At 49.8% G+C, this 22,653-nt stretch carries 29 protein-coding genes; 24 read left to right on the top strand and 5 right to left on the bottom strand.

The window, feature by feature from the left end; translation table 11 throughout:
- Positions 1–5 precede the first annotated feature (5 nt).
- Positions 6–1,169 (bottom strand): MFS transporter, encoded by a 1,164-nt coding sequence (locus RHP75_RS01065; protein ID WP_311090090.1) that lies wholly within the window; start codon positions 1,167–1,169, stop codon positions 6–8.
- 159 nt (positions 1,170–1,328) lie between these two features.
- Between RHP75_RS01065 and RHP75_RS01060 the strand changes: the two genes are divergently transcribed.
- The 24 genes from RHP75_RS01060 to RHP75_RS00950 all read left to right on the top strand — a co-directional run bounded on the left by RHP75_RS01060 (position 1,329) and on the right by RHP75_RS00950 (position 18,530).
- Entirely contained in the window at positions 1,329–2,294 is a 966-nt protein-coding gene (locus tag RHP75_RS01060) for a LysR family transcriptional regulator (protein WP_311090089.1), read from the top strand.
- A 167-nt stretch (positions 2,295–2,461) separates the two neighbouring features.
- Positions 2,462–2,812, top strand: a complete 351-nt coding sequence (locus tag RHP75_RS01055; protein WP_311090088.1) for a hypothetical protein — start codon at positions 2,462–2,464, stop codon at positions 2,810–2,812.
- Positions 2,813–2,916: 104 nt separating this feature from the next.
- Positions 2,917–3,312: a lysozyme inhibitor LprI family protein gene (locus RHP75_RS21135; protein WP_409079692.1), complete on the top strand. Its 396-nt coding sequence runs from the start codon at positions 2,917–2,919 to the stop codon at positions 3,310–3,312.
- A gap of 84 nt (positions 3,313–3,396) precedes the next feature.
- On the top strand, positions 3,397–3,819 hold the full coding sequence (locus tag RHP75_RS01050) for a hypothetical protein (protein WP_311090087.1): 423 nt from the start codon (positions 3,397–3,399) through the stop codon (positions 3,817–3,819).
- Positions 3,820–3,895: 76 nt separating this feature from the next.
- Positions 3,896–4,294 carry a hypothetical protein gene (locus RHP75_RS01045; protein WP_311090086.1) on the top strand — a complete coding sequence of 133 codons (399 nt, stop codon included), beginning with the start codon at positions 3,896–3,898 and terminating at the stop codon, positions 4,292–4,294.
- A gap of 100 nt (positions 4,295–4,394) precedes the next feature.
- On the top strand, positions 4,395–4,817 hold the full coding sequence (locus RHP75_RS01040) for a hypothetical protein (RefSeq protein WP_311090085.1): 423 nt from the start codon (positions 4,395–4,397) through the stop codon (positions 4,815–4,817).
- A gap of 490 nt (positions 4,818–5,307) precedes the next feature.
- Positions 5,308–5,661, top strand: coding sequence for a hypothetical protein (locus tag RHP75_RS01035; RefSeq protein ID WP_311090084.1), 354 nt, complete (start codon positions 5,308–5,310; stop codon positions 5,659–5,661).
- 467 nt (positions 5,662–6,128) lie between these two features.
- Positions 6,129–6,734, top strand: a complete 606-nt coding sequence (locus RHP75_RS01030) for a hypothetical protein (protein WP_311090075.1) — start codon at positions 6,129–6,131, stop codon at positions 6,732–6,734.
- A gap of 118 nt (positions 6,735–6,852) precedes the next feature.
- Positions 6,853–7,293 carry a hypothetical protein gene (locus RHP75_RS01025; protein WP_311090083.1) on the top strand — a complete coding sequence of 147 codons (441 nt, stop codon included), beginning with the start codon at positions 6,853–6,855 and terminating at the stop codon, positions 7,291–7,293.
- A gap of 86 nt (positions 7,294–7,379) precedes the next feature.
- Entirely contained in the window at positions 7,380–7,769 is a 390-nt protein-coding gene (locus RHP75_RS01020) for a hypothetical protein (protein ID WP_311090082.1), read from the top strand.
- An 84-nt stretch (positions 7,770–7,853) separates the two neighbouring features.
- Positions 7,854–8,255 carry a lysozyme inhibitor LprI family protein gene (locus RHP75_RS01015; protein WP_311090081.1) on the top strand — a complete coding sequence of 134 codons (402 nt, stop codon included), beginning with the start codon at positions 7,854–7,856 and terminating at the stop codon, positions 8,253–8,255.
- A gap of 95 nt (positions 8,256–8,350) precedes the next feature.
- Positions 8,351–8,764 carry a hypothetical protein gene (locus RHP75_RS01010; RefSeq protein ID WP_311090080.1) on the top strand — a complete coding sequence of 138 codons (414 nt, stop codon included), beginning with the start codon at positions 8,351–8,353 and terminating at the stop codon, positions 8,762–8,764.
- An 81-nt stretch (positions 8,765–8,845) separates the two neighbouring features.
- A complete protein-coding gene (locus RHP75_RS01005; protein ID WP_311090079.1) occupies positions 8,846–9,133 on the top strand; it encodes a hypothetical protein in 288 nt (95 codons plus the stop codon).
- Positions 9,134–9,207: 74 nt separating this feature from the next.
- The gene (locus tag RHP75_RS01000) at positions 9,208–9,627 is read left to right on the top strand and encodes a DUF1493 family protein (RefSeq protein ID WP_311090078.1); all 420 of its coding nucleotides are present in this window, start codon (positions 9,208–9,210) and stop codon (positions 9,625–9,627) included.
- A gap of 364 nt (positions 9,628–9,991) precedes the next feature.
- Positions 9,992–10,405 carry a DUF2059 domain-containing protein gene (locus tag RHP75_RS00995; RefSeq protein WP_311090077.1) on the top strand — a complete coding sequence of 138 codons (414 nt, stop codon included), beginning with the start codon at positions 9,992–9,994 and terminating at the stop codon, positions 10,403–10,405.
- A 551-nt stretch (positions 10,406–10,956) separates the two neighbouring features.
- Positions 10,957–11,748 carry a hypothetical protein gene (locus RHP75_RS00990; RefSeq protein WP_311090076.1) on the top strand — a complete coding sequence of 264 codons (792 nt, stop codon included), beginning with the start codon at positions 10,957–10,959 and terminating at the stop codon, positions 11,746–11,748.
- A gap of 118 nt (positions 11,749–11,866) precedes the next feature.
- Positions 11,867–12,472 carry a hypothetical protein gene (locus RHP75_RS00985; RefSeq protein WP_311090075.1) on the top strand — a complete coding sequence of 202 codons (606 nt, stop codon included), beginning with the start codon at positions 11,867–11,869 and terminating at the stop codon, positions 12,470–12,472.
- Between the two features lie 117 nt (positions 12,473–12,589).
- Complete coding sequence (locus tag RHP75_RS00980; protein WP_311090074.1) at positions 12,590–13,162, top strand: hypothetical protein; 573 nt, start codon at positions 12,590–12,592, stop codon at positions 13,160–13,162.
- 92 nt (positions 13,163–13,254) lie between these two features.
- Entirely contained in the window at positions 13,255–13,701 is a 447-nt protein-coding gene (locus RHP75_RS00975) for a hypothetical protein (RefSeq protein WP_311090073.1), read from the top strand.
- Between the two features lie 445 nt (positions 13,702–14,146).
- Entirely contained in the window at positions 14,147–14,440 is a 294-nt protein-coding gene (locus tag RHP75_RS00970; RefSeq protein ID WP_409079752.1) for a DUF3144 domain-containing protein, read from the top strand.
- Between the two features lie 85 nt (positions 14,441–14,525).
- On the top strand, positions 14,526–14,912 hold the full coding sequence (locus RHP75_RS00965) for a hypothetical protein (RefSeq protein WP_311090071.1): 387 nt from the start codon (positions 14,526–14,528) through the stop codon (positions 14,910–14,912).
- A 106-nt stretch (positions 14,913–15,018) separates the two neighbouring features.
- Positions 15,019–15,390, top strand: coding sequence for a hypothetical protein (locus tag RHP75_RS00960; protein WP_311090070.1), 372 nt, complete (start codon positions 15,019–15,021; stop codon positions 15,388–15,390).
- 420 nt (positions 15,391–15,810) lie between these two features.
- Entirely contained in the window at positions 15,811–18,009 is a 2,199-nt protein-coding gene (locus RHP75_RS00955; protein ID WP_311090069.1) for an OsmC domain/YcaO domain-containing protein, read from the top strand.
- A gap of 134 nt (positions 18,010–18,143) precedes the next feature.
- The gene (locus tag RHP75_RS00950; protein WP_311090068.1) at positions 18,144–18,530 is read left to right on the top strand and encodes a hypothetical protein; all 387 of its coding nucleotides are present in this window, start codon (positions 18,144–18,146) and stop codon (positions 18,528–18,530) included.
- Positions 18,531–18,616: 86 nt separating this feature from the next.
- Here the strand turns inward: RHP75_RS00950 and RHP75_RS00945 are convergent, their stop codons facing one another.
- From RHP75_RS00945 to potA, 4 genes are all read right to left on the bottom strand, one after another.
- On the bottom strand, positions 18,617–19,555 hold the full coding sequence (locus RHP75_RS00945) for a sensor domain-containing diguanylate cyclase (RefSeq protein WP_311090067.1): 939 nt from the start codon (positions 19,553–19,555) through the stop codon (positions 18,617–18,619).
- Between the two features lie 143 nt (positions 19,556–19,698).
- The gene (locus RHP75_RS00940) at positions 19,699–20,592 is read right to left on the bottom strand and encodes an ABC transporter permease subunit (RefSeq protein ID WP_311090066.1); all 894 of its coding nucleotides are present in this window, start codon (positions 20,590–20,592) and stop codon (positions 19,699–19,701) included.
- Positions 20,589–21,470: an ABC transporter permease subunit gene (locus tag RHP75_RS00935; RefSeq protein ID WP_311092011.1), complete on the bottom strand. Its 882-nt coding sequence runs from the start codon at positions 21,468–21,470 to the stop codon at positions 20,589–20,591. Before RHP75_RS00935 ends, RHP75_RS00940 begins: the two co-directional genes overlap by 4 nt.
- 26 nt (positions 21,471–21,496) lie before the next feature.
- Complete coding sequence (potA, locus tag RHP75_RS00930; RefSeq protein WP_160014102.1) at positions 21,497–22,639, bottom strand: polyamine ABC transporter ATP-binding protein; 1,143 nt, start codon at positions 22,637–22,639, stop codon at positions 21,497–21,499.
- Positions 22,640–22,653 lie beyond the last annotated feature (14 nt).

Below are 22,653 nucleotides of genomic sequence, written 5' to 3'. Positions count from 1 at the left end.
CAGGATCATCGTGCCATTGAAATCTCGCGCATCTCCTGAGTGCGCACCGGCTTAAACAAAACAAAGCCGCTCAATAGAAATATCAGGGCACAAATAACCAGCATGAATAAATAACTGCCGCTTCCAACCAGCCCCGATGCCAGTAATGGACCTGTCGCCAAACCGGCAAACGAAACAACGGCCGCTGTTGTTGCCAGTTTTCCACTGGCGTCCAGCCCAGCAGTAACAGCCAACAAGTAAGACTGCACAGCGGGCCAGGCGATAAACAACATCACCATTGCCAGCACATAAAGAACAGGGCGTGCCGCAAAGATCAGCAGCAACGCTGCGATTGCCGAGATCGCGACGCCGAGTAGCAACCAGGGCAAACGGCCATGGCGTTTGCCAATCAACATCGGTGCCATCGCACCAAGCAGGCCTAACAACCCAGTGGCTGCGATGTAGACACTGACCGGCTCAGCAGCGAGACCCGCTGCCAGCCCAATCAGCCCGACATAAGCCCAGATCGCACTGGCAGCCACTTGATAAAGCATGATTGCCAGTAGCAGTAGAAAGGCATGGTGATACTTACCGGAGAACAAGATGCCTGGCTCACTTGAGGCGTTATTGAGCGGGATGTTTGCCACTCGCAGGACAAACAACAAACTCAACAACGCCAAACCGGCCATCACATAAAAAACGGCATGAGCATTGGTGAAGTTCTCAAGGAGTGGCAACAGATAAATAACCAGCGCACCCACACTGAACTGGATAAATAACAAACAGCCAAACGCCCGGTCAGGGTTGTTCAAACGAGCCAGTACAGCAAAGGCAATACCCAGGCTAAAACCGCCAAAAAAACCGGCCACAAAGCGCCAGCCCAGCATTGCTTCATAGGTATCAATTCGGGAGCTGGCTATATCCATCAATGCCAGCACTGCCAAACATATAAAAACTGCAGGCTGCCAACGAATTCGGCTCACCAGAAAAATTGCTGCCGTAGTGCCGAGCAATCCACCATAACCGTTGAGCGAAATGATCTGCCCCGCTTCCACATCAGAGAAGCCAATAGCGCCGGCGAGCGCATTAACCAAACCCGGCAGAAAATTAATATAGGAAAGTCCGGCCATGGTAATAAATGCCATGGCCAGGTAGGTAAACAGAGAGTTACCGATGCGTATATTCAACATAGCGCCTCATGAAAGTGAGTTGACTGCCGCTGCTGTTGAATTCTTATGCGGTACTTGCCAGATGAACATACGGTCGCCTGCCCTATCAGTCGTGAATACTATTCACGAATGCTCATGCTAGGCTCCGCCCACGGACAAACTGCATGTGCCTACTCGCCCATGGACAAACTGCGCTTATTAGAACTATTCCTGGCCACCCATGATGGCGGCAGTTTCGCCGCCGCCGCGAAGGTATGTGACACCGACCCTTCCACCGTCAGCAAAGCCATTGCCCGCCTGGAAGCTCAACTGCAACTCACACTGTTTCAACGCAGCACGCGGCAATTGCGTACCACCACGGCGGGAAAACACTATGCCGATACCGTACGCAAGCTGCTCCAAGACCTCGGCTCCTGCGAGGACGAACTGCGGCACCTGAATGACTCCCCCTGCGGCACCCTGCGCATCAACTCGGCGGTCTGCTACGGCCACCTCTATGTCCGCCCCCTGTTACACGCGTTCTGCCAGCGTTATCCCGCGATCAAGCTGGAACTTGAGATCAATGACCTGCACCTGGATGTCATCGACAACGACATTGATATCGCCCTGCGCACCGGCTACGTGAAAGACAGCCGCCTGATAGCCCGACGACTCAGCCCAATGGACTTTCTCGTCTGCGCCTCACCGCACTACCTCAACACGCAAGGCACACCGCAACACGCGGATGATTTCCACACGCACAGCTGGATTGGGTTTCGCATCAAAGAAACACAACAACTGCAGCCGATATTCTTGCCGAACCGACACGGCGAATACCTTGCTTATGAGCTAGAGCGCCGACATATCACGGATGATGGTGAGGCCATGGCATACATGTGTGCAGATGGCCTGGGCATTGCCCAGCTTCCGCACTTTCTGGCAAAGCCCGGCTTGGACAGTGGCACACTGGTCTCGCTTTATCCGTGCTACAGACCGCCACAGCCGGACAATGGCGTATTTATGATTTACCCCAAGCGCGATTACTTGCCCGCCAAAGTCAGAGTATTTACTGAATTTATGACCGCCGCGCTGGAGTCTATGGGGGAAAACACTCATCACACATGGGCAGAAAAATTAACGCCACTCGTTGAGTTTCCTCAGCGTTAATTAAGGTCGGTATAGAGAACAACTCCCTATTTTTCTCGGACCAGCCCCGGCATTGCCGCAACGCGAGCGCCAATAACACACGCTCGGCTCAACACACCACGCGGCTTGAGCCTCCATACAGATGAGGGCAAACTGCCTGCAGGACACTGACGCCAGCGGGGCACGATATGGACGTTGTAAAAAGCCTCAAACCAGGTAAAAACGGCACCAAACGCTTTGTCGAACGCTACGGCGCCGACCTGATTGCCGTACGCTACCGTCACGACGCCGAACAACAGATCAGCTACACCACCGTCGAACTGATCGTCGAACGCAAACACAAACCACCGAAAACACGCGCCCAAACGCCCAAACAAGCAACGGCGTTGGTATTCGTGCGCGTAAGTTTTCATGAGAAAGACATGCAACTGGCGGTAAAGCAGGCGGGCGGTAAGTGGCAGCCTGAAGAAAAGGCATGGTTGCTGAGCTACAAAGCAGCAGTAGAGCTTGGGCTGCAAGAACGGATCATCAATAGCTGATGGTCAGATATGGATACGAGATAGCCAGATTTAGATACTTATTGCCAGCGATGGCAATAGTGTGCAGATATGGATATGTCGTCTAATTATAGTTAGGGCACTCAATGTACCGCTTACTAGCTGCCGGCCTACTAGCCTTCTCTATTGAGGCATACGCAGAACCTGAAAAAAACATTGACTGCACCAATGCATTCTCAACGCAAGACATTGAGCAGTGCGCATCTATCTCTCTCGAAAATACAGAGAAAGAGCTGAATTTAACGTATAAGAAATTGGTGAATAGTCTTTCCCAACCAAACACTGAATATGACAACTACACAGAATACAGAAGACATCTATTAACCGCTCAAAGGGCATGGATTAAATTCAGAGAAGCGGACTGCGCCGCTCAATACGAAATGCACAGATCAGGCACTATTCGCAACAGTATCTATCTAGCCTGCAAAGAAGAGCGCGCCAAACAGCGAATAAAGGAGCTTACAAACTATGCTCCGTACTAGCCCTAACAAATGGTTCAAGTCGTTCGCTTTGCTCACTCGGGACCGGCTAAAGCCGGCCCCTTAACCAAACGTTAGGTGTAGCTGATGTTCTACATGCGCCTTCACAAAACTTGGACCGATACTGATGGCATGATCCAAGTCAGCTTCCAAGCTTCAAATGGGCCGCAATCAACGACCATTGAGTTCTATGCGTACCCAGAAGAAATTTCAGATTTTTCTAAAGCGCTTATAGAGTTTCCGTTTACTCCGAACAATCAAGCTAGTTTTGAGTACGGTACCGACCCAAGCTACTGCTGCCTATTCAAGCTTTCCGCGAAGCTTCGTAACCTAAGCGGGCATCCAGTTATCGAGCTAAAATATGACAATCGGCGCGCAATACCAGAAAAAGCAGAAGGCCTTTTCTACATGCCATGCGAAGCAACACTAATAAACAGCTTCGGGAAACAGCTTTCAAAATTTGCCGCTGGTGAAAAATCAAACATAGAGCTTGAGTGGAGCAACACCTAACAATGCGCTCAAAGCGCTCACTCCGTTCGCTGGGACCGGCGAAGCCGGCCCCTTAGCTTAATCGTTAGGCATCAAGATGAAATACGTTGCCGCACTTCTGATCATTGCTGCGTCCTCGGCTTTCGCTGGAGGCACTGCATCCAGCGCAAAAATCCTTGAGTTCATGGACAAAGGCAATGAAGAGTATCGGCTGGTAATAATCTACCCAATTCAACCTTCAAGCCCAGAACAAGTCATTTTACATTTGCGTCATAAGCCGGACGAAATCGGACTGCATCGCCCTGCTCAAATATCAACGGATGCCTACCGGAAGTGCATCGCCAAACTCCGTAATTACTTCGCAAAGCGCGAATCATTTTTACTAGGTGAGTTTGGCTCTGGGATAGTCAGTATTCCAGAGAAACGAGGGGAATATCAAAGCAACACCCTAATTGAATATGGCGGAACATGTTACTCATTCGCTGGCCCAGTCTAATATGGTGCAATTGATGCCTAACAACTGGTTCAAGTCACTCGCTTCGCTCGTTCGGGACCGCGTTCCGCGGCCCCTTAACCAAACGTTAGGTGCCTTCGGCATGAATCCAGAACTCCACGATGCTGTTCATGAAATAGTTCTAGATATTGTCGATGCATCTGAAATAGGTGACAAAAAATCACAGTGGGCAGCCTATCAACGGCTAGTCACCCTCTGTGAAAGCAGTGAAAAAGCAGGGAAGAACCATCCCTTCCAATGGGAAACACTCGGCGACTTCACTAATGACCCGGCGCTGGCAGTTGGGTTCTATGAAAAAGCATTGAGTTATGCGCGCTCAGCGGGGCTTAACGAGTATATTTCCTCAATCAGTTTCGCAATGGCCGAAGCGTTCATTAGCTTGGGTAATACCTCCCAAGCTAGGAGCTACGCTACTCAGGCCAACGAAGCAGCAATAATGACGGATGATTTAGAGCTTAGGAGGAGCATTAGTGAGTTTCTACTGCAGCTATCGAGTCGCACCTAACAATGCGCTCAAATCGCTCGTTTCACTCGCTGGGACCGGCGAAGCCGGCCCCTTAGCTTAATCGTTAGCAAACAAAGGGAGCAACTTTGACAATTCGGAAAGTCATAAATACTCGCATACGAATAGCTAGCGCTTCCATTTTTAGCGGCTTACTAATTTCAGCAGGCATAGCTCAGTACCAAATTGAAAACAACGGTGAGCCCTCGCCGCTAGCTTTCACTGCATTTATCATCGGTTTTATTACAATGCTTTCAATAAAGTTTTCTAGCAAATGTCCTGCTTGCAAAGGCTATGTAGGCTCTACACTAATGAATACTGGCAACTTCTTCTCTCTTTCTAAAAAAATACACCATTGCCCTTTGTGCGCAAAAAACATTAATGAACCTCTGCAATGAGCACTGGCAACATGCTAACAAATGGTTCAAATCGTTCGCTGCGCTCACTGGGACGGGCTAAAGCCCGCCCCTTAACCAAACGTTAGCGGTAAACCATGACCCGAACATCAGATATCGAAGAAATCCTGAAAGAAGTTGAAGAGGTCATTTCAACTATTTCTGTTCTTTATGAGAATGCAAAAACTGACAGCACAGTTACTCAAATATCAAAAGCTAAAATTAAGAGTGTGCTAGAACACCTCCGCAGCATTCTCGATTACTGCGCACTGGAAATTTACTTACATGTTTACGGAAAAAAACTGGGAAACTGTATTTTCCGTACGCAAAGAACGAAGCTTTATTCCAGACGTATCTTGCCAAAAATTTCAAATCACTTCCCCAGAAAAATCAAAAGATCTACGAGCTCATTGAATCTCTACAACCACATGCTTCAGGTTCCAACTGGTTAATTGATTTGTGCGAGTACACAAACACCAATAAACACAACAATCTGACTCCGCAAATTAAAAAAACGAAAGACAGCGTCAACATCGGCAACTTAGTTAAAATATCCGGAAATAGTACTATTTCATTTACAAACTCAACATTTAACGGGATACCAATAGGGAAAAATCAGTCAACCCCTGTAATTATTACTGACGCAATGACAAACGAAGAGATTAACGCCCAACTCAACCCAAACTTATATCTTCAGGTAACTCGAATTTCAGAGGAAATTAAATTCTTCATTGAAGGGTCAAACAATGACGCCCTAGAGTTCATTCGCGATGCCAAAATCAGAATATCCGAGTTTGTTAGTCAGCTATATCTTGAAATAAACCGCTAACAAATGGTTCAAACCGTTCGCTTCGCTCACTGGGACGGGCTAAAGCCCGCCCCTTAACCAAACGTTATGCAAGGATAACCAGCAGTGAGCATGGATCAACTACAAGTTCTAGCATTAATATTAGAAATCACCGGCATCGCACTGACAGTCATCCACATATACAACAATGACTTCTCAAAATTAGCCTCTGATCGAATAGAGCGCGCAATCAAATACATAGGATTAGATCAGCTTGTAAATATGTCGGACGGAATAGATTATGATCTAAAGCACCTGACAGACACTGAAAGAGAGCAGGTATTCCACACTAGGATTGTAACAATCGCATTTGCTTTTTTATCAATGCCGTTTGTATACATGAGCGTCGAATACGGCAATGGTTTGTTATGGGGTATAGCCGAGTTTATTTCAGCCTACTTCCTCGCATTCATATGCGTGATTCTGGCGCAATATCTATTAGTTTTAATTGTCAACTCAGCACTTCTTCTGTGTCGCCTCTCAGGGCGTGGTGACATTATTATTGGAATTGGCCTCGGCCTAGCGCTAGCAGGTCTCATAATTGAGGCATTCCAGATATATCACAGCTCGTTATGGTGGACACTTTTGATTATTGTACCGGCAACCATATTAATTCCCTGTCTCTATTTATTCATAAAATCACGCACAAACGCCAACTCCGCACAGCCCAATAATTAGAGCCAATACTAATCAGGGACAATGTGTTTATGCATAACAATTGGTTCAAGTCGTTCGCTTCGCTCACTCGGGACCGGCTAAAGCCGGCCCCTTAACCAAACGTTAGGCAAAACCTTTGATGACAACAATAACTCCTGATGACTATTTGAATGGCGACATAATCGCCGCACTGAAAACACTAAGGTCACTTATTGAAATCATAGAATATCAAAAAATAGAAAGCGATGAATTTTTAAAGCTGCCCGAATTGGGCATCTGCTTTCACGCCGATAACAGCGGCGAAATATCAGACATCCGAATTTATCTCAAAGAAGCTGATGGCTTTTTCGCCGCCGAAGACCACATAGTTAATAACTATTTACTATCACGTTCTATTGCGGAAGCAACAATAGAGCTAGGTGGAATCTATAAAGATATACCGAGCATCAGGATACCGGGCATGCCTAACACTCATCCAGCCCGGAAATTTGCAATAAACTCTAAACTGTATAATATTTATTACGAAACTGAGAGCAATGAAATTATCAGCATTATCATACGAGACAACATTAGTACTTAATTTCGCCTAACAAGTGGTTCAAATCGCTCGCTTCGCTCACTGGGACGGGCTAAAGCCCGCCCCTTAACCAAACGTTAGGTGTTTACATGGACGTATCTTTCTCTTCAGTTGGCTGGAGCGCCCCAATAGAGTTTATAAAAATAATTACCGGGCCTCGCCTATCAAATTTCGAAAGCGAGGATTATGGCGACTCAATCAATAAAGTATTTATCGAGCTAATAGTTATACCAGAAAGCAAAAATCTAAAGGATCGTACAAAATATCATCCGGAGCATAAATTATGGGACCTCAGTTTGGTCATAAACCAGAATAGCATTTCCGGCAATCAAAGCTCCGCTAACTGCTACATCGCAAACCGAATTTCGGAAGGCCTAATAAAGTCTGCAAGACGACTTAAGGTCATCGACTTTGAATTTATAAAATTCATTAATGAACTTGAACAGCATATTCATAATAAAATCACTGGGCACACCTAACAATGCGCTCAAATCGTTCGCTTCGCTCACTGGGACGGGCTAAAGCCCGCCCCTTAGCTTAAACGTTAGATGCTAGGTGTATATTTGAAAGCAATTTACTTTTTACTTTTCTTCTTTTCAGCAGCAGCCTTTGGCGCTGAGGAAAGTGACCCTTGCAATACTCAGGGCGGTGGAGTCATGGCAGGGCATATGTGTGTAACTCAAAAGAACAAACTCGCTGACGAACAATTGAATATAGAATACAAAAAAGCCATAAAAAGAACCGAAGAAGAAGAAACTGCATTACGCCAGAACTGGCCAAACACCGAACTTGTTAGCTTATTTCGTTCAGCTCAAAGGGCTTGGCTTAAATTTAGAGATGCCGAGTGTGAATTCATAGGAATATCATCCACCCCATCTCCTTGGCAGGGCGTCCAAGTAGAGGAATGTAAGCTAAGAATGACTATTGAGCGAACAGAGTATTTTAAAAGTGTTCACTCAGGCTAACGCACCTAACAACTGGTTCAAACCGTTCGCTTCGCTCACTGGGACGGGCTAAAGCCCGCCCCTTAACCAAACGTTATATTTCAGAGTCAAAGTCGATGTTCTATTCATTCTATCTATTTGCCGGAAAATTTAAGAATGAAGCAGAAGCTCAAGAATTTGCATTTGAGCAGTGGGAGCCCGAGCCTTCAACTGACGCAAGCGATAGTGATTACGAGGCTTGGGAAGAGAGAAATCCTAGCTGGCGACTTAAACAAGAATTGGGGTTTTATATGGATTCCGATTTTGTTGAACTGGCAACCGACTTAGCCTATATCAGTAGCCTCATTAAAAGCAAAGATGAACAATGCATTCTAAAAAATAAATCTTCTGAAAATTTCAGTCACTACATAATAGTTGGCACTGAATCCATATATGGCGACCTCAGAACCACGTCAAATGAGAAAAATCTAAGGGAACCTGAAAGCACCGAATCACTTGTCTATCTCGGTAAATTCAACACTGAAATATAACAACTGGTTCAAATCGCTCGCTTCGCTCACTGGGACGGGCTAAAGCCCGCCCCTTAACCAAACGTTAGGGCTAACAACCACATGCCATACCCAGCAACATTGGAAGATATTTTCGGGGCCTTTGTGAATCAAGGAACTCTCGAAGAAGCTGCTCTATGTATGGCAGAGCTAGCGGAAGAAGATCCAGTATTCGCCAAAGAAATTGTCACTTGCTTAATTACGGGTGCTGAGCAAGGCACAGGCGGAGATCAGTCTGTAGTCATCGCGGTCAATCGTAGTGGATATAGAGTTTCATCACCCATTGAGGCTGCGCAGTACTGCCTAAAATTACTAGAGCTGTTTCAGGGAAAAATCAATGCAGCGCCCTAACAAGTGGTTCAAACCGTTCGCTTCGCTCACTGGGACGGGCTAAAGCCCGCCCCTTAACCAAACGTTAGGCGAATATGGATATCGAAGAAATCTACAATTTCCTTGAAAAAAGCCAAGGAGTAAGCAAAGGCAAACTTACTCCAGAAGCTGATCTATGCTATGACCTTGGCATAGACGGAGATGATTTCTTTGAGTTAATGGAAGATTTTTCATCAAGATACAACGTTTCCATGAACAACTACTGCTGGTATTTTCACCACAATGAAGAGGGGTTAAATTTCGGCGCTCTATTCTCGCCAGCACCATATCAGCAGGTTAACCGCATACCGATCACCCCAGAAATACTACTGCTTGCCGCCACAAATAAAATATGGCCAATAATTTATCCAGAGCACAAAATCAGTAGTCGGCGCACCGAGAGCTTAATAAATAAAATATTCATAACCATATTATTAGGCCTTACTGTCATATGCATAGTGTCAGAATTCGCCTAACAAATGGTTCAAGTCGCTCGCTTCGCTCACTCGGGACCGGCTAAAGCCGGCCCCTTAACCAAACGTTACCCAACGATAGGGAAATCGGCGTTCAAGGACACGTAAATGACATGGAATCAAGGTGACCAAAAAGCAAAAAATATGCTAATTAGCGAAACCAAACAGCGCTATCGCTTAACTGCTGTTAAGGCGAACAGCGCTGTTTGGTTTCGCTGGAAATCGCTGTTTTTTGATTTTTTCTCCCTTGAGTTTTACCTGCATTTACCGACCCGCTTCGCGGGCGAGTGCAAATCGTCGGATAACTACTCACTAGAGCGAACACTTCGTGTCGCTCACCTCGAACGTTATAACCAAGGAGATACGCATGAAAAACATGAAGTTTGCACTCGGACTATGCTTAGCATTTGCTACCTCTGCTTACGGGGGTGAAAAGCATGACTTAGTATTAGAGATGTTAGAGGTAACAAACGCCAAGCAGAACCATGAGTTAATAGTTGATGCTTACATAAAACAGCTTGCCGGAAACCCAGTAGCACAAACACCTGGATTTGAAAAATATTTTAGGGAGGCCATGGCCTGGGAGGCGCTAGTTGGACCTACAACAAAAATATACGAAGAGTCCTACACGGTGAACGAACTCAAAGCTATCACTGAATTTTTTTCCTCTCCAATTGGGAAATCATTTATAGCTAAAGCGCCAGAGGTGAATGAAAAAACCACTGTTGTTCTTGTAGAAAACATGCAAAAAGCATTAAGGCATCTCACGCCTCCGCAGTAGGTTATAACAAGCGGTTCAAGCCCGTTCGCTGCGCTCTCTAGGGACGGGCTAAAGCCCGCCCCTTAACCAAACGTTAGGCACTTATGCAGGAGCCCCAATGATATTCGCAGAATTTGAATATCCAGAAGAATACTGGGACTTTCATGAGGGGCTAAAGAAATATTTGCTGGAGCACTTCAAGAGCATCGAGTGCGGGCTGCAAACTGACTCTTGGTTTTGGATACACATAGACAAGCATAAAGTTATAATAGATACATTCTCATCAATGAAACATCAAATAAAATCTGCTGACGCCGGGCCGCACATTCAACAAGTCATAAGTTTTCTTCAGAAAAAATATAAAATTAATGTTTATTCAGAGCCAGAACTGGAAGACCATGATTGTCTCTCGTAACTCACCCGGCGACGCCAGCCTAACAATTGGTTCAAACCGCTCGCTTCGCTCACTGGGACGGGCTAAAGCCCGCCCCTTAACCATACGTTAGGTTTCAAGCAGCTCAAGAATAAACCGGCCTTAAAGCCCACTAAGAGCAATAAAACAGGAGTTTATTATGGGTTTTTTTGACTTTCTACGGCCGAATAAAAGCAAGGAAAACAGAGCTGCCAGTAGCACAATAAAAGCAAGCGAGCCAAGCTCTCCAATTCCAACAATAACACCAGACAAAGAGCTGTATGAGTGCTATGACAAAATCTTTGATTCAATGATCAAGGACATTAAGGGGCTGGAAGCTTGCGCAGGAGAAAAAATACTTCGCGTAATAAAAGGCAGCGAAGGCGGCTTCCTCAATATGTCAGGTTACTATTCCAGCGTATGGGAAGAGCACTTCAAAGATAAAGAATGGCAATGGTGTGAATACGAAGAATGGAAAGGAGTATTTATAGAAATTGGAAAATTTCCATCTAGATTCCCAGTAAGGCCAAATTTCGACTCCAGTAGCATAGAAATACTATTGCAAAAATTGAAAGTCAGCGACCTAAAAGAACTATGCAGCGAAAATCAGGTAGTACCTTCAGCAAAAGCAAAGAAAGATGAAATCATCGAAGCTCTAAAAATAGTGCCCAGCATAGAAAACTCACCTGTAGTAATTGAAAAAATCAACCAGATATACAGCAAATTCGATTTCGAGCTGTACTCCTTATTCATGAGAACCATTAGTTTCAGGGCAAGTTCTCTTCACGACACAATAAGGTCACAGAGGCTTGGTATCAAAAAATTCAAAATCATGCACACATTTGAAGAAGACAAAAAATTCGTTGAGCTAGCACTTAAAAAGAACCCTCAAGCGCTTCATCCAGTTTTCCCATCAGACATGAGTATGAAGCAGCCTGTAATCGAGTTCTAAAGAACGAGACTGTGCAATTGAAACCTAACAAGTGGTTCAAACCGTTCGCTTCGCTCACTGGGACGGGCTGAAGCCCGCCCCTTAACCAAACGTTATGCAAGGATAACCAGCAGTGAGCATGGATCAACTACAAGTTCTAGCATTAATATTAGAAATCACCGGCATCGCACTGACAGTCATCCACATATACAACAATGACTTCTCAAAATTAGCCTCTGATCGAATAGAGCGCGCAATCAAATACATAGGATTAGATCAGCTTGTAAATATGTCGGACGGAATAGATTATGATCTAAAGCACCTGACAGACACTGAAAGAGAGCAGGTATTCCACACTAGGATTGTAACAATCGCATTTGCTTTTTTATCAATGCCGTTTGTATACATGAGCGTCGAATACGGCAATGGTTTGTTATGGGGTATAGCCGAGTTTATTTCAGCCTACTTCCTCGCATTCATATGCGTGATTCTGGCGCAATATCTATTAGTTTTAATTGTCAACTCAGCACTTCTTCTGTGTCGCCTCTCAGGGCGTGGTGACATTATTATTGGAATTGGCCTCGGCCTAGCGCTAGCAGGTCTCATAATTGAGGCATTCCAGATATATCACAGCTCGTTATGGTGGACACTTTTGATTATTGTACCGGCAACCATATTAATTCCCTGTCTCTATTTATTCATAAAATCACGCACAAACGCCAACTCCGCACAGCCCAATAATTAGAGCCAATACTAATCAGGGACAATGTGTTTATGCATAACAATTGGTTCAAGTCGTTCGCTTCGCTCACTCGGGACCGGCTAAAGCCGGCCCCTTAACCAAACGTTAGAAGCCAAGAGCATGAATGCAGCCAACCTTATCGAACTGGGCAGCTCTGAAAATTTTCTTAGCAATGCGCTTGTCCAGTCACTACAGATTAGCGTCGACATCTTGGAATTTAGAACCCAAGACGAGGCACTGTGCTCGGCCAACCTCTTTGCTTGCGGGAAAAATCAGGTATCGCACAAAGCTATAGCGTTTTTTACGCTATTAAATCATGCACTTCACTTTTATGAGGAGTGGCTCATAAACGAAACAAGCGCTAATGATCTTGAGTTACTAGCTAACAAATGGTTGTTGCCAGAGATAAATAAAGCCAAAGACATATCATTTAGCGACGCACTGATTCAAATTGAGGACATAATTTCTTCAATACAATCTCGCATCAAAAATAAAATTAGCTCCAACAGCATGTACAACCCTGATCATTGGGGAGTATTTTTAAATGGAGATAAATTATCAGAACCTCATGAGTTGTGGCGGCCCTTGCCAAACAGCAATGTCATTGCATCAGCGAACGAATGGAACGAAATGGAGTTTTTGTACGAGACTCAAAATTCTTTCATTCTGTTTTCCTGGAGCACCGGCGCGTAATGGCTTCTAACAACTGGTTCAAATCGTTCGCTTCGCTCACTGGGACGGGCTAAAGCCCGCCCCTTAACCAAACGTTAGAGGCTTCACAAGTAATGAGCACCACTCAAAAATATATTTTAGCGGCACTAGAAACACTTTACATGCTTACGCCAATATTAATATGCATAATAATCCTTACAGCCTTTAACTATAGAACAACTGAAGGCGTTATAGTAAGTTGGTTTACCATGCCCGAATGGTCATTTCTTTCTTCATTTCTCTTCGTGACAATTATAAGAGAAAAAGCAAAAAAAGAATTATTCAGCGAAAACATTAGCAATAACTTCATGTTCTTCGTTCTAGGGTCACTATCTATACTCAGCGGCTCTATACTTGGAATACTCTATGCCGTCAGTACCAATCTAATTGCGGCACCAATTAAAATTGATGTTTTGGGTAGCATTCAGTTTGGCTTATTGGCCGCCGCGATGATCCTTCATACAATAGCGAAGGCACAAAGCATTGACGAACAAATATTCAGCGCCAAAGCCTCTAACTAGGCGCTCAAATCGCTCACTCCGTTCGCTGGGACGGGCTAAAGCCCGCCCCTTAGCTTAATCGTTAGGCAAACAAAGCAAAGGAATGCGGCCGCATGGGAAATCGCGGAATCAATAGTTCAAAACCGTGTGTTTCCCATCAAAGGAATTTGGCGTATTTGAAATCGCGGGCGGCGCAAAAATTTTGGTTCCGCAATTGCCTTGTACGTCAGTCATTACATCGTGCCGGCGCAGAGGCGCTCCAAAATTGCGGAGCAGAAAAGCACATGAAACAGCACAACAGCATGCAGAAGCCATTTAAAGCAAAAGCACTGTTGGCTATCGCGGCGCAACCACTTGCAACGCCCGGCTCAAGTCCGCGCCTAACAAATGGTTCAAAACGTTCGCTCCGCTCACTGGGACGGGCTAAAGCCCGCCCCTTAACCCAACGTTATGCAATCAAGGAAGCATCGTGCAAGAAGTAGACAACGCGTTTTATGAGCGAGCTGATGCACATATTCACTTATCTAACGGCCAGATAACTGAAGAGATTGGCAAGGGAAAAGTAAGCGCATCAAATATGTATGCTACCGCTAGGTTTAATGCTTGGGTTAGCGCGTGCGGCTGGAATAGCGGACAAGAAATGGCCGAAGCCAAGCAGGAAACTCTTGAATATTTTGTTCGCGAGTTTCGTAAAATGCTTGAAGAAAATCTTGATGATTACATCGAAAATTTTGAATCATATATGCAGCCCGAGTCGTGATCGCATAACAATTGGTTCAAACCGTTCGCTGCGCTCACTGGGACGGGCTAAAGCCCGCCCCTTAACCATACGTTAGGCTAAAAAAATGAGTCTCGACATTCACCTTGAAGCCGATGAGCGACTTTCAATAACCACTATCTCTACGACATTGAGTGAACTCGGCGTACTGGATACAGACAATGACGACCATACGGTGGAAGGAATTTTCGAGTCCGGATTATCAGTGAGGGCCGCGTGCGAACTAAATGACCATACGCTATACGCGGAAGACACTAAAGGCATGACCTTCCCTGTAGCTATTCGCTGCTACATACGAATAAAAGGGCCGGAGCCAGAAGGTTTTTCTGCGCTTGGTGATTTAGAACGTTTTATAAAAATCCTTACAACCAAGTCAGATGCTAATTTTGTAGTTTCATTCCAGTACGAATCAACATTGTATTGGAGAAATAGCGATGGTTTGCAGGCCGCCTAACTAGTGGTTCAAAACGTTCGCTTCGCTCACTGGGACGGGCTAAAGCCCGCCCCTTAGCTTAATCGTTAGGTAAACAAACTACTCCATACTTTCACAAGGCAAAGGTATGCATTGGTACTTCACGGCTTTAAGCTACTCCTTATTTTTACTCGCCATAGCCTTATTAGCTTACAGGCTACACATGCTATTCACGGGTAACAGAATTTTGGGTGTAGTTACTAACCTCATCACTAGGAACAGAAGCCTTACGGGCACAGCAAAATCAACACTACTTGAGATCTCCTACAAAGACTCAAACGGTGTTGACTGCAAATTTGAAGCTGACAATGGGTTATTAGTTCACATCTACAAAATAGGAGACTCAGTAAGTCTATCCGAGAGAAATGGCAAAATAATCGTTAATTCATTATTCAACATTCTCACTGCACCAGCTCTTTTAGCTGCAATGAGTTATATGATTTTCAATTTCTTAACCTAACAAAGCAAAGGAATACGGACGCATTGGAAATCGCGAGCGGCGCAAAACATCTTGGCTTTTTTAATTGCCTTGCACGCCAATCATTGCATCGCACTAGCGCTGGGGCGCTTCGCAGTTGCCGAGCAGAAAGAGCACATCAAACAGCGCAACAGCATGAATCAGCTATTTAAAGCGACAGCATTACTGGCTATCGAGGTGCAACAACTTGTAGCGCGCGGCTCAGGCCCACACCTAACAACTGGTGCAAACCGTTCGCTTCGCCCACTGGGGTGGCCTAACACCCGCCCTTCAAGCTGAGTCCTGCAGTCGGCGTCAGCAGCACTGCGCGCTCGTCAGTCCTATCCCGCAGCGCGCACCACTTCCCACCGAAAACCCGGATAATGGCCGCCATTCGTTTAGCCCGTATTCTGGTAATCCCGCATGGAAATCAAGGTCAAGTTTCTCGACAACCTCCGACTTGAAGCCAAGTTCGATGACTTCACGGTGGTGGCTGACCAGCCCATCCGCTACAAGGGCGATGGCTCGGCGCCGGGGCCGTTTGATTACTTCTTGGCCTCTTCGGCGCTGTGTGCGGCGTACTTTGTGAAGCTGTATTGCGATACGCGCGATATCCCCACCGACAACATCCGCCTGTCGCAGAACAACATCGTTGATCCGGAGAACCGCTACGCGCAGATCTTCAAGATCCAGGTCGAATTGCCGGCGGATATTTCCGAGAAAGATCGCCAGGGCATTCTGCGTTCCATCGACCGCTGCACGGTGAAGAAGGTGGTTCAGCAAGGTCCTGAGTTCATCATCGAAGAGGTCGACAACCTGGATGCCGACGCTCAGGCCTTGCTGATGCCAGTGGCGGGAACCAGCACCTACATTCCCGGCAAGGACCTGCCGCTGGAAGAAACCATCGCCAATATGTCGGGCATCATGGCCAAGCTCGGCATGAAGATTGAGATCGCCTCATGGCGCAATATCGTGCCCAACGTGTGGTCGTTGCATATCCGCGATGCGCAGTCGCCGATGTGTTTTACCAACGGCAAGGGCGCAACCAAGGAGAGCGCGCTGGCCTCGGCGCTGGGCGAGTTTATCGAGCGGCTGAACTGCAATTTCTTCTACAACGATCAGTTCTGGGGCGAGGAGATCGCCAATGCGGCGTTCGTGCATTACCCGGACGAGCGCTGGTTCAAGCCGGGGCCCAAGGATGCGTTGCCGGCAGAGATTCTCGACGATTACTGCCTGGCGATTTACAACCCAGACGACGAGCTGCGCGGCTCGCACCTGTATGACACCAACTCCGGCAACACCCTGCGCGGCATCTGCTCGTTGCCGTTTGTGCGCCAGTCGGATGGCGAGGTGGTGTATTTCCCTTCCAACCTGATCGAAAACCTCTACCTCAGTAATGGCATGAGTGCCGGCAATACCCTGGCCGAGGCGCAGGTGCAGTGCCTGTCGGAAATCTTCGAGCGTGCGGTCAAACGCGAAATCCTCGAAGGCGAGCTGTGCCTGCCGGACGTGCCAGCCGATGTGCTGGCCAAGTACCCGAGCATCGTTGCCGGCATTCAGGGCCTGGAAGCCCAGGGCTTCCCGGTATTGGTGAAAGATGCGTCCCTGGGCGGCGAATTCCCGGTGATGTGCGTCACTCTGATGAACCCGCGCACCGGCGGCGTGTTCGCCTCGTTCGGCGCGCACCCAAGCTTTGAGGTGGCGCTGGAGCGCAGCCTGACCGAGCTGCTGCAAGGCCGCAGCTTCGAGGGTTTGAATGATCTGCCGCCACCGACCTTTGAAAGCCAGGCACTGATGGAGCCGAATAACTTCGTCGAGCATTTCATCGACTCCAGCGGCGTGGTGTCGTGGCGCTTCTTCAGCGCCAAGGCCGACTACGAGTTCGTCGAGTGGGACTTCTCCGGCCAGGGCGCAGATTCGAACGAGCAGGAAGCCGCAACGTTGTTCGGCATCCTCGAAGAGCTGGGCAAAGAAGCCTATATGGCGGTGTACGAGCACCTGGGCGCCACGGCCTGCCGCATCCTGGTGCCGGGCTATTCGGAGATTTATCCGGTTGAGGACCTGATCTGGGATAACACCAACAAGGCGCTGCTGTTCCGCGCGGACATCCTCAACCTGCACAGCCTGAATGATCGCGGCCTGAAATCTCTGCTGCGCAACCTGGAAAACAGCGATGTCGACGATTACACCGATATCACCACGCTGATCGGCGTCGAGTTCGACGACAACACGGTGTGGGGCCAGCTGACGATTCTGGAGTTGAAACTGCTGATCCACCTCGCCCTGAAGAAGTACGACGACGCCAAAGAACTTGTGGAAATGTTCCTGCAGTACAACGACAACACCGTCGAGCGCGGCCTGTTCTATCAGGCGTTGAACGCGGCGCTGGAAGTGCAGCTAGACGATGAGCTGGAGATGAGCGACTTCGAACCGAACTTCCGCCGTATGTTTGGCAATGAGCGCATGGACGCGGTGCTCGGCTCGCTGGATGGCAGCGTGCGCTTCTATGGCCTGACGCCGACCAATATGCAGCTGGAGGGGCTGGACCGCCATCTGCGCTTGATCGAGAGCTACAAGAAGCTGCACGCGGCACGGGCCAAAGTGGCCGCTGTTTCGGGTTGAGCGCATGGAGCACCCGCAGGTACGGCTGCAACACTTAACGCCTACATAACCCTGCTGAAACAGCGGCTTTCCGGCAAATAGAACGCCCTACACTGGGCACCACATCCACCCAAATGCCGCACACGAGGGAATGTATGAACGTTGTAATAGGGAACTTCAAGTGGCTGATGCTGGTGTCCGGCGTGCTTACCGCCAGCATGTTCTACGGCTTGTTCGCGCCGCAGGCGGCGCTTGAGTCGATGTTTGGCGCGGCGTTTAGCGGCCAGCTGGAATCCATCGTGATTCGCAGCTGGTCAGCGCTGGTTGGCCTGATGGGCGTGATCCTGATTTATGGCGCACTGAACGAAAAACATCGCGCTTTCTGCGCGACCATCGCGGCAACGAGCAAGGCGATTTTCGTAACCCTGGTGCTGGTTTATGGCCAGGCGTTTCTGAGCAAGGCCGCTGCAGCGATCATCATGGATATCGTGGTAATCAGCGCGACGCTTATCTTCCTGCTGGCGTTGCGTATCAAGCGCTAAGCCGCATAGCCTCATGCCGTCCTGAAATATCGAAGCGCAATCGTGGTGGATGAACAGAGCGTCATCCACCCTACGTCTGCCGAGACTTAGGGCGCAGTAGCCAACACCGCGCAGTTGCGGCCCTGGTGTTTGGCTTGGTAGAGCAAACGATCCACGGTTTCGAGAAAGGCCTGGGGCTGATCGAGTGGGCTAGGGCTCAGGGTGCCGACGCCGAGGCTTAAGGTTAGCAGCGGGCTAACCTGAGAGTGGGCGTGCTGGATGTTCTGCTCTCGAATCAGCTGGCGGCAGCGTTCAGCAACCTGGGCGGCGGCCTGGGCATCGGTTTCTGGCAGCAGCAGGACAAACTCTTCACCGCCATAGCGGGCCATCAGGTCACGCGGGCGCACGGCGGCGCCACTCAGAGCCTGGCCGACACTTTTCAGGCAATCGTCGCCCTGGATATGGCCGTAGTGGTCGTTGTATTCCTTGAAGTAGTCGATATCCAGCAGGATCAGTGACAGCGGCTGGCCGGTGCGTTGGGCGTTGCTCCACTCAACCTGCAGGCGGCTGTCGAACATACGCCGGTTGGCCACGCCGGTGAGGCCATCGAGGTAGGACAGCTCTTCGAGCTGTTGCTGCAGTTGCAGCAGTTGCTGTTCGGTCTGCTTGCGCTCACTGATATCGAACATAAAGCCAATCAGCGACTCGACCTCGCCGGCCTCGTTACGCAGCACGTGCACCACATCGCGTATCCAAACGTAATCGCCATCGCGAGTCAGGGCGCGGTAGTCGGCCTCATGGTCGGTGCCGGCCTGGGACTGCGACACGCAGAAGGCCACCACGCTGTCGCGGTCTTCGGGATGCATGCGCTCGGCCCAGTCGTTGGCGCTAACCCAACTGGCCTGCGGCCAACCGAGCAGGGTTTCGATTTGCGGGCCGATATAGGCGAAGGTCATGCTCGCCCAGTCGATCTTCCAGGGGATGGCCTTGGTCGACTCCAGCAGGGTCTTGTACACCGCGCTGTCGGCGCTGTTCGAGTCGGTCATGGCAGGTAATCCGGACGGCTGATAGCGGAGGTTGTAACCAAGATCAGCGGGCGGCGCAACACTGGCCGGGCTGACTGGTCAGTACTGCAGCAGAATGCACAAGGGCCGCTAATGCGGCCCTTGTGGGTTACGACGAGGTGCGATCAGGCATGCACCTGGGATGGGTCACGACGGCTGTCCGGGCCGTTCATCAGCGCGGCACCGGTGGTTTCATCCATGGCCTGCTGCAGGGCCTTCTTACGCTTCTCTTCGGCGCGGTGGGCGAAGAACCACACCAGGAAGGTGGCGAAGGACACCGCCAGCAGGATCAGGCTGGCCACGGCGTTGATTTCCGGCTTCACACCCAGACGCACGGCGGAGAAGACTTCCATCGGCAGAGTGGTCGAGCCCGGCCCGGAAACGAAGCTGGCGAGCACCAGATCGTCCAGCGACAGGGCGAAGGACATCATGCCGCCGGCCGCCAGCGAAGGCGCGATCATCGGGATGGTGATCAGGAAGAACACCTTCCACGGCTTGGCGCCGAGATCCATGGCCGCTTCTTCGATGGACAGGTCCAGCTCACGCAGCCGCGACGACACCACCACGGCCACGTAGGCAGAACAGAAGGTGGTGTGGGCGATCCAGATGGTCAGCACGCCACGCTCGGCAGGCCAGCCGATCAGCTGGGCCATGGCCACGAACAGCAGCAACAGCGACAGACCGGTGATCACCTCGGGCATTACCAGCGGCGCGGTGACCAGGCCACCGAACAGCGTGCGCCCCTTGAAGCGAGTGACGCGGGTCAGCACGAAGGCGGCCATGGTGCCCAGCGCTACGGCGGCAATCGCGGTGTAGCAGGCGATTTCCAGCGAGCGCATCACCGAGTTCATCAGCTGGGTGTTGTCGAGCAGGCCGACGTACCACTTCACCGACCAGCCGCCCCATACCGTTACCAGCCGCGAGGCGTTGAACGAGTAGAGCACCAGGATCAGCATCGGCAGGTAGATAAAGGTCAGGCCGGCCCACAACATAAAGTTGGAGAAACTGAAACGCTTCATGGCCGACCCTCCATTTCTTTAGCTTGGTTGCGGTTAAACAGAATGATGGGGACGATCAAGATCGCCAGCATCACCACAGCCAGAGCAGAGGCAACAGGCCAGTCGCGGTTGTTGAAGAACTCCTGCCACAGCACCTTGCCGATCATCAGGGTCTCCGGGCCGCCGAGCAGTTCAGGAATCACGAACTCACCGACCACCGGGATAAACACCAGCATGCAGCCGGCGATGATGCCGTTCTTGGCCAGCGGCACGGTGATTTTCCAGAAGCTGTTGTAGGTGCTCGAACCCAGGTCCGCGGCCGCTTCCAGCAGGCTCTGGTCGTGTTTTACCAGGTTGGCGAACAGCGGCAGGATCATAAATGGCAGGTACGAATAGACGATACCGATGTACACCGCCAGGTTGGTGTTGAGGATCTGCAACGGCTCGTTGATCAGCCCCAGCCACATCAGGAAGCCATTGAGCAGGCCGTTGTTGCTGAGGATGCCCATCCAGGCATACACGCGGATCAGGATCGCCGTCCAGGTCGGCATCATGATCAGCAGCAACAGGACCATCTGCTTGTCCTTGTCGGCACGGGCAATGGCGTAGGCCATGGGGAAGCCGATCACCAGACAGAGCAGGGTGCTGATCGTGGCCATCTTCAGCGAACCCATGTAGGCCGCCAGGTACAGCGCATCCTCACTGAGGAAGATGTAGTTACCCAGGTTGATGATCAGAGTGAGCTTGTTTTCCGCCCAGCTGTACACGTCGGTATACGGCGGGATGGCCACGTCGGCTTCGGCGAAGCTGATCTTCAGAACGATGAAGAACGGCAACATAAAGAACAGGAACAGCCAGAGGAACGGCACCCCGATAACCAGGTGCCGGCCCTTGGGCATACGGCGGCTGATGCTTCGGATAATGTTCATGAGCGCAATGCCACCCCGCTATCGTCCTCCCACCAGACGAACACTTCGTCGTCCCAGGTAGGTCGGGCGCCACGCCGCTCGGCGTTGGCAACAAAGGACTGAACCACCTTGCCGCTTGGCAGCAATACGTGGAAAACCGAATGGCCGCCGAGGTAAGCGATGTCGTGCACGGTGCCGCGCGACCAGTTGTATTCGCAGGTCGGTTGCTCAGTGGTAACGATCAGCTTCTCCGGGCGGATGGCGTAGGTGATGCTCTTGTCCTGCACCGAGGTGCTGACGCCGTGGCCGACGTAGATGTTGCGTTCCAGGTCCGGGCTGGCGATCAGTGCATGGCCTTCCATGTCCTCGACCACCTGACCTTCAAACAGGTTGACGTTGCCGATAAATTCACAGACCAGACGGCTGGTCGGGGTTTCGTAGATGTCCACCGGGCTGCCGATCTGGGCGATCCAGCCCAGGTGCATGATGGCGATGCGCTGGGCCATGGTCATGGCCTCTTCCTGATCGTGGGTCACCATGACGCAGGTTACGCCGACGCGTTCGATGATCTCGACAAGCTCAAGCTGCATCTGCGAGCGCAGCTTCTTGTCCAGAGCACCCATGGGTTCGTCGAGCAGCAGCAGTTTCGGCCGCTTGGCCAGCGAACGAGCGAGGGCCACGCGCTGACGCTGACCACCGGAAAGCTGGTGCGGCTTGCGCTTGGCGTACTGGGTCATGTGCACCAGCTTGAGCATTTCTTCGACGCGGGCGTCGATTTCGGCTTTCGGCAGTTTGTCCTGCTTGAGGCCGAAAGCGATGTTGTCAGCCACGCTCATGTGCGGGAACAAAGCGTAGGACTGGAACATCATGTTGATCGGCCGCTCGTAGGGCGGCAGGTCGGTGATGTCTTCACCGTCGAGCAGAATGCGCCCTTCGGTCGGACGTTCGAAGCCGGCGAGCATGCGCAGCAGGGTCGATTTACCCGAGCCGGAGCCACCAAGCAGGGCGAAGATTTCACCCTTGTTGATGGTCAGCGAAACGTCATCAACCGCGATGGTTTCGTCGAACTTCTTCGTCACACGCTCGATCTTGACCAGCACCTCTTTCGGTTGCTGATCACCCTCGAGAACCTTTTTATAGGCACTGGAAGCAACTGCCATTACCAAAACTCCCG

The sequence above is a fragment of the Pseudomonas sp. SG20056 genome (assembly GCF_031764535.1).
GTDB lineage: Bacteria > Pseudomonadota > Gammaproteobacteria > Pseudomonadales > Pseudomonadaceae > Aquipseudomonas.
Note: the sequence above shows the minus strand (reverse complement) of the source record. Positions and strands in the feature narration are given on the sequence as shown.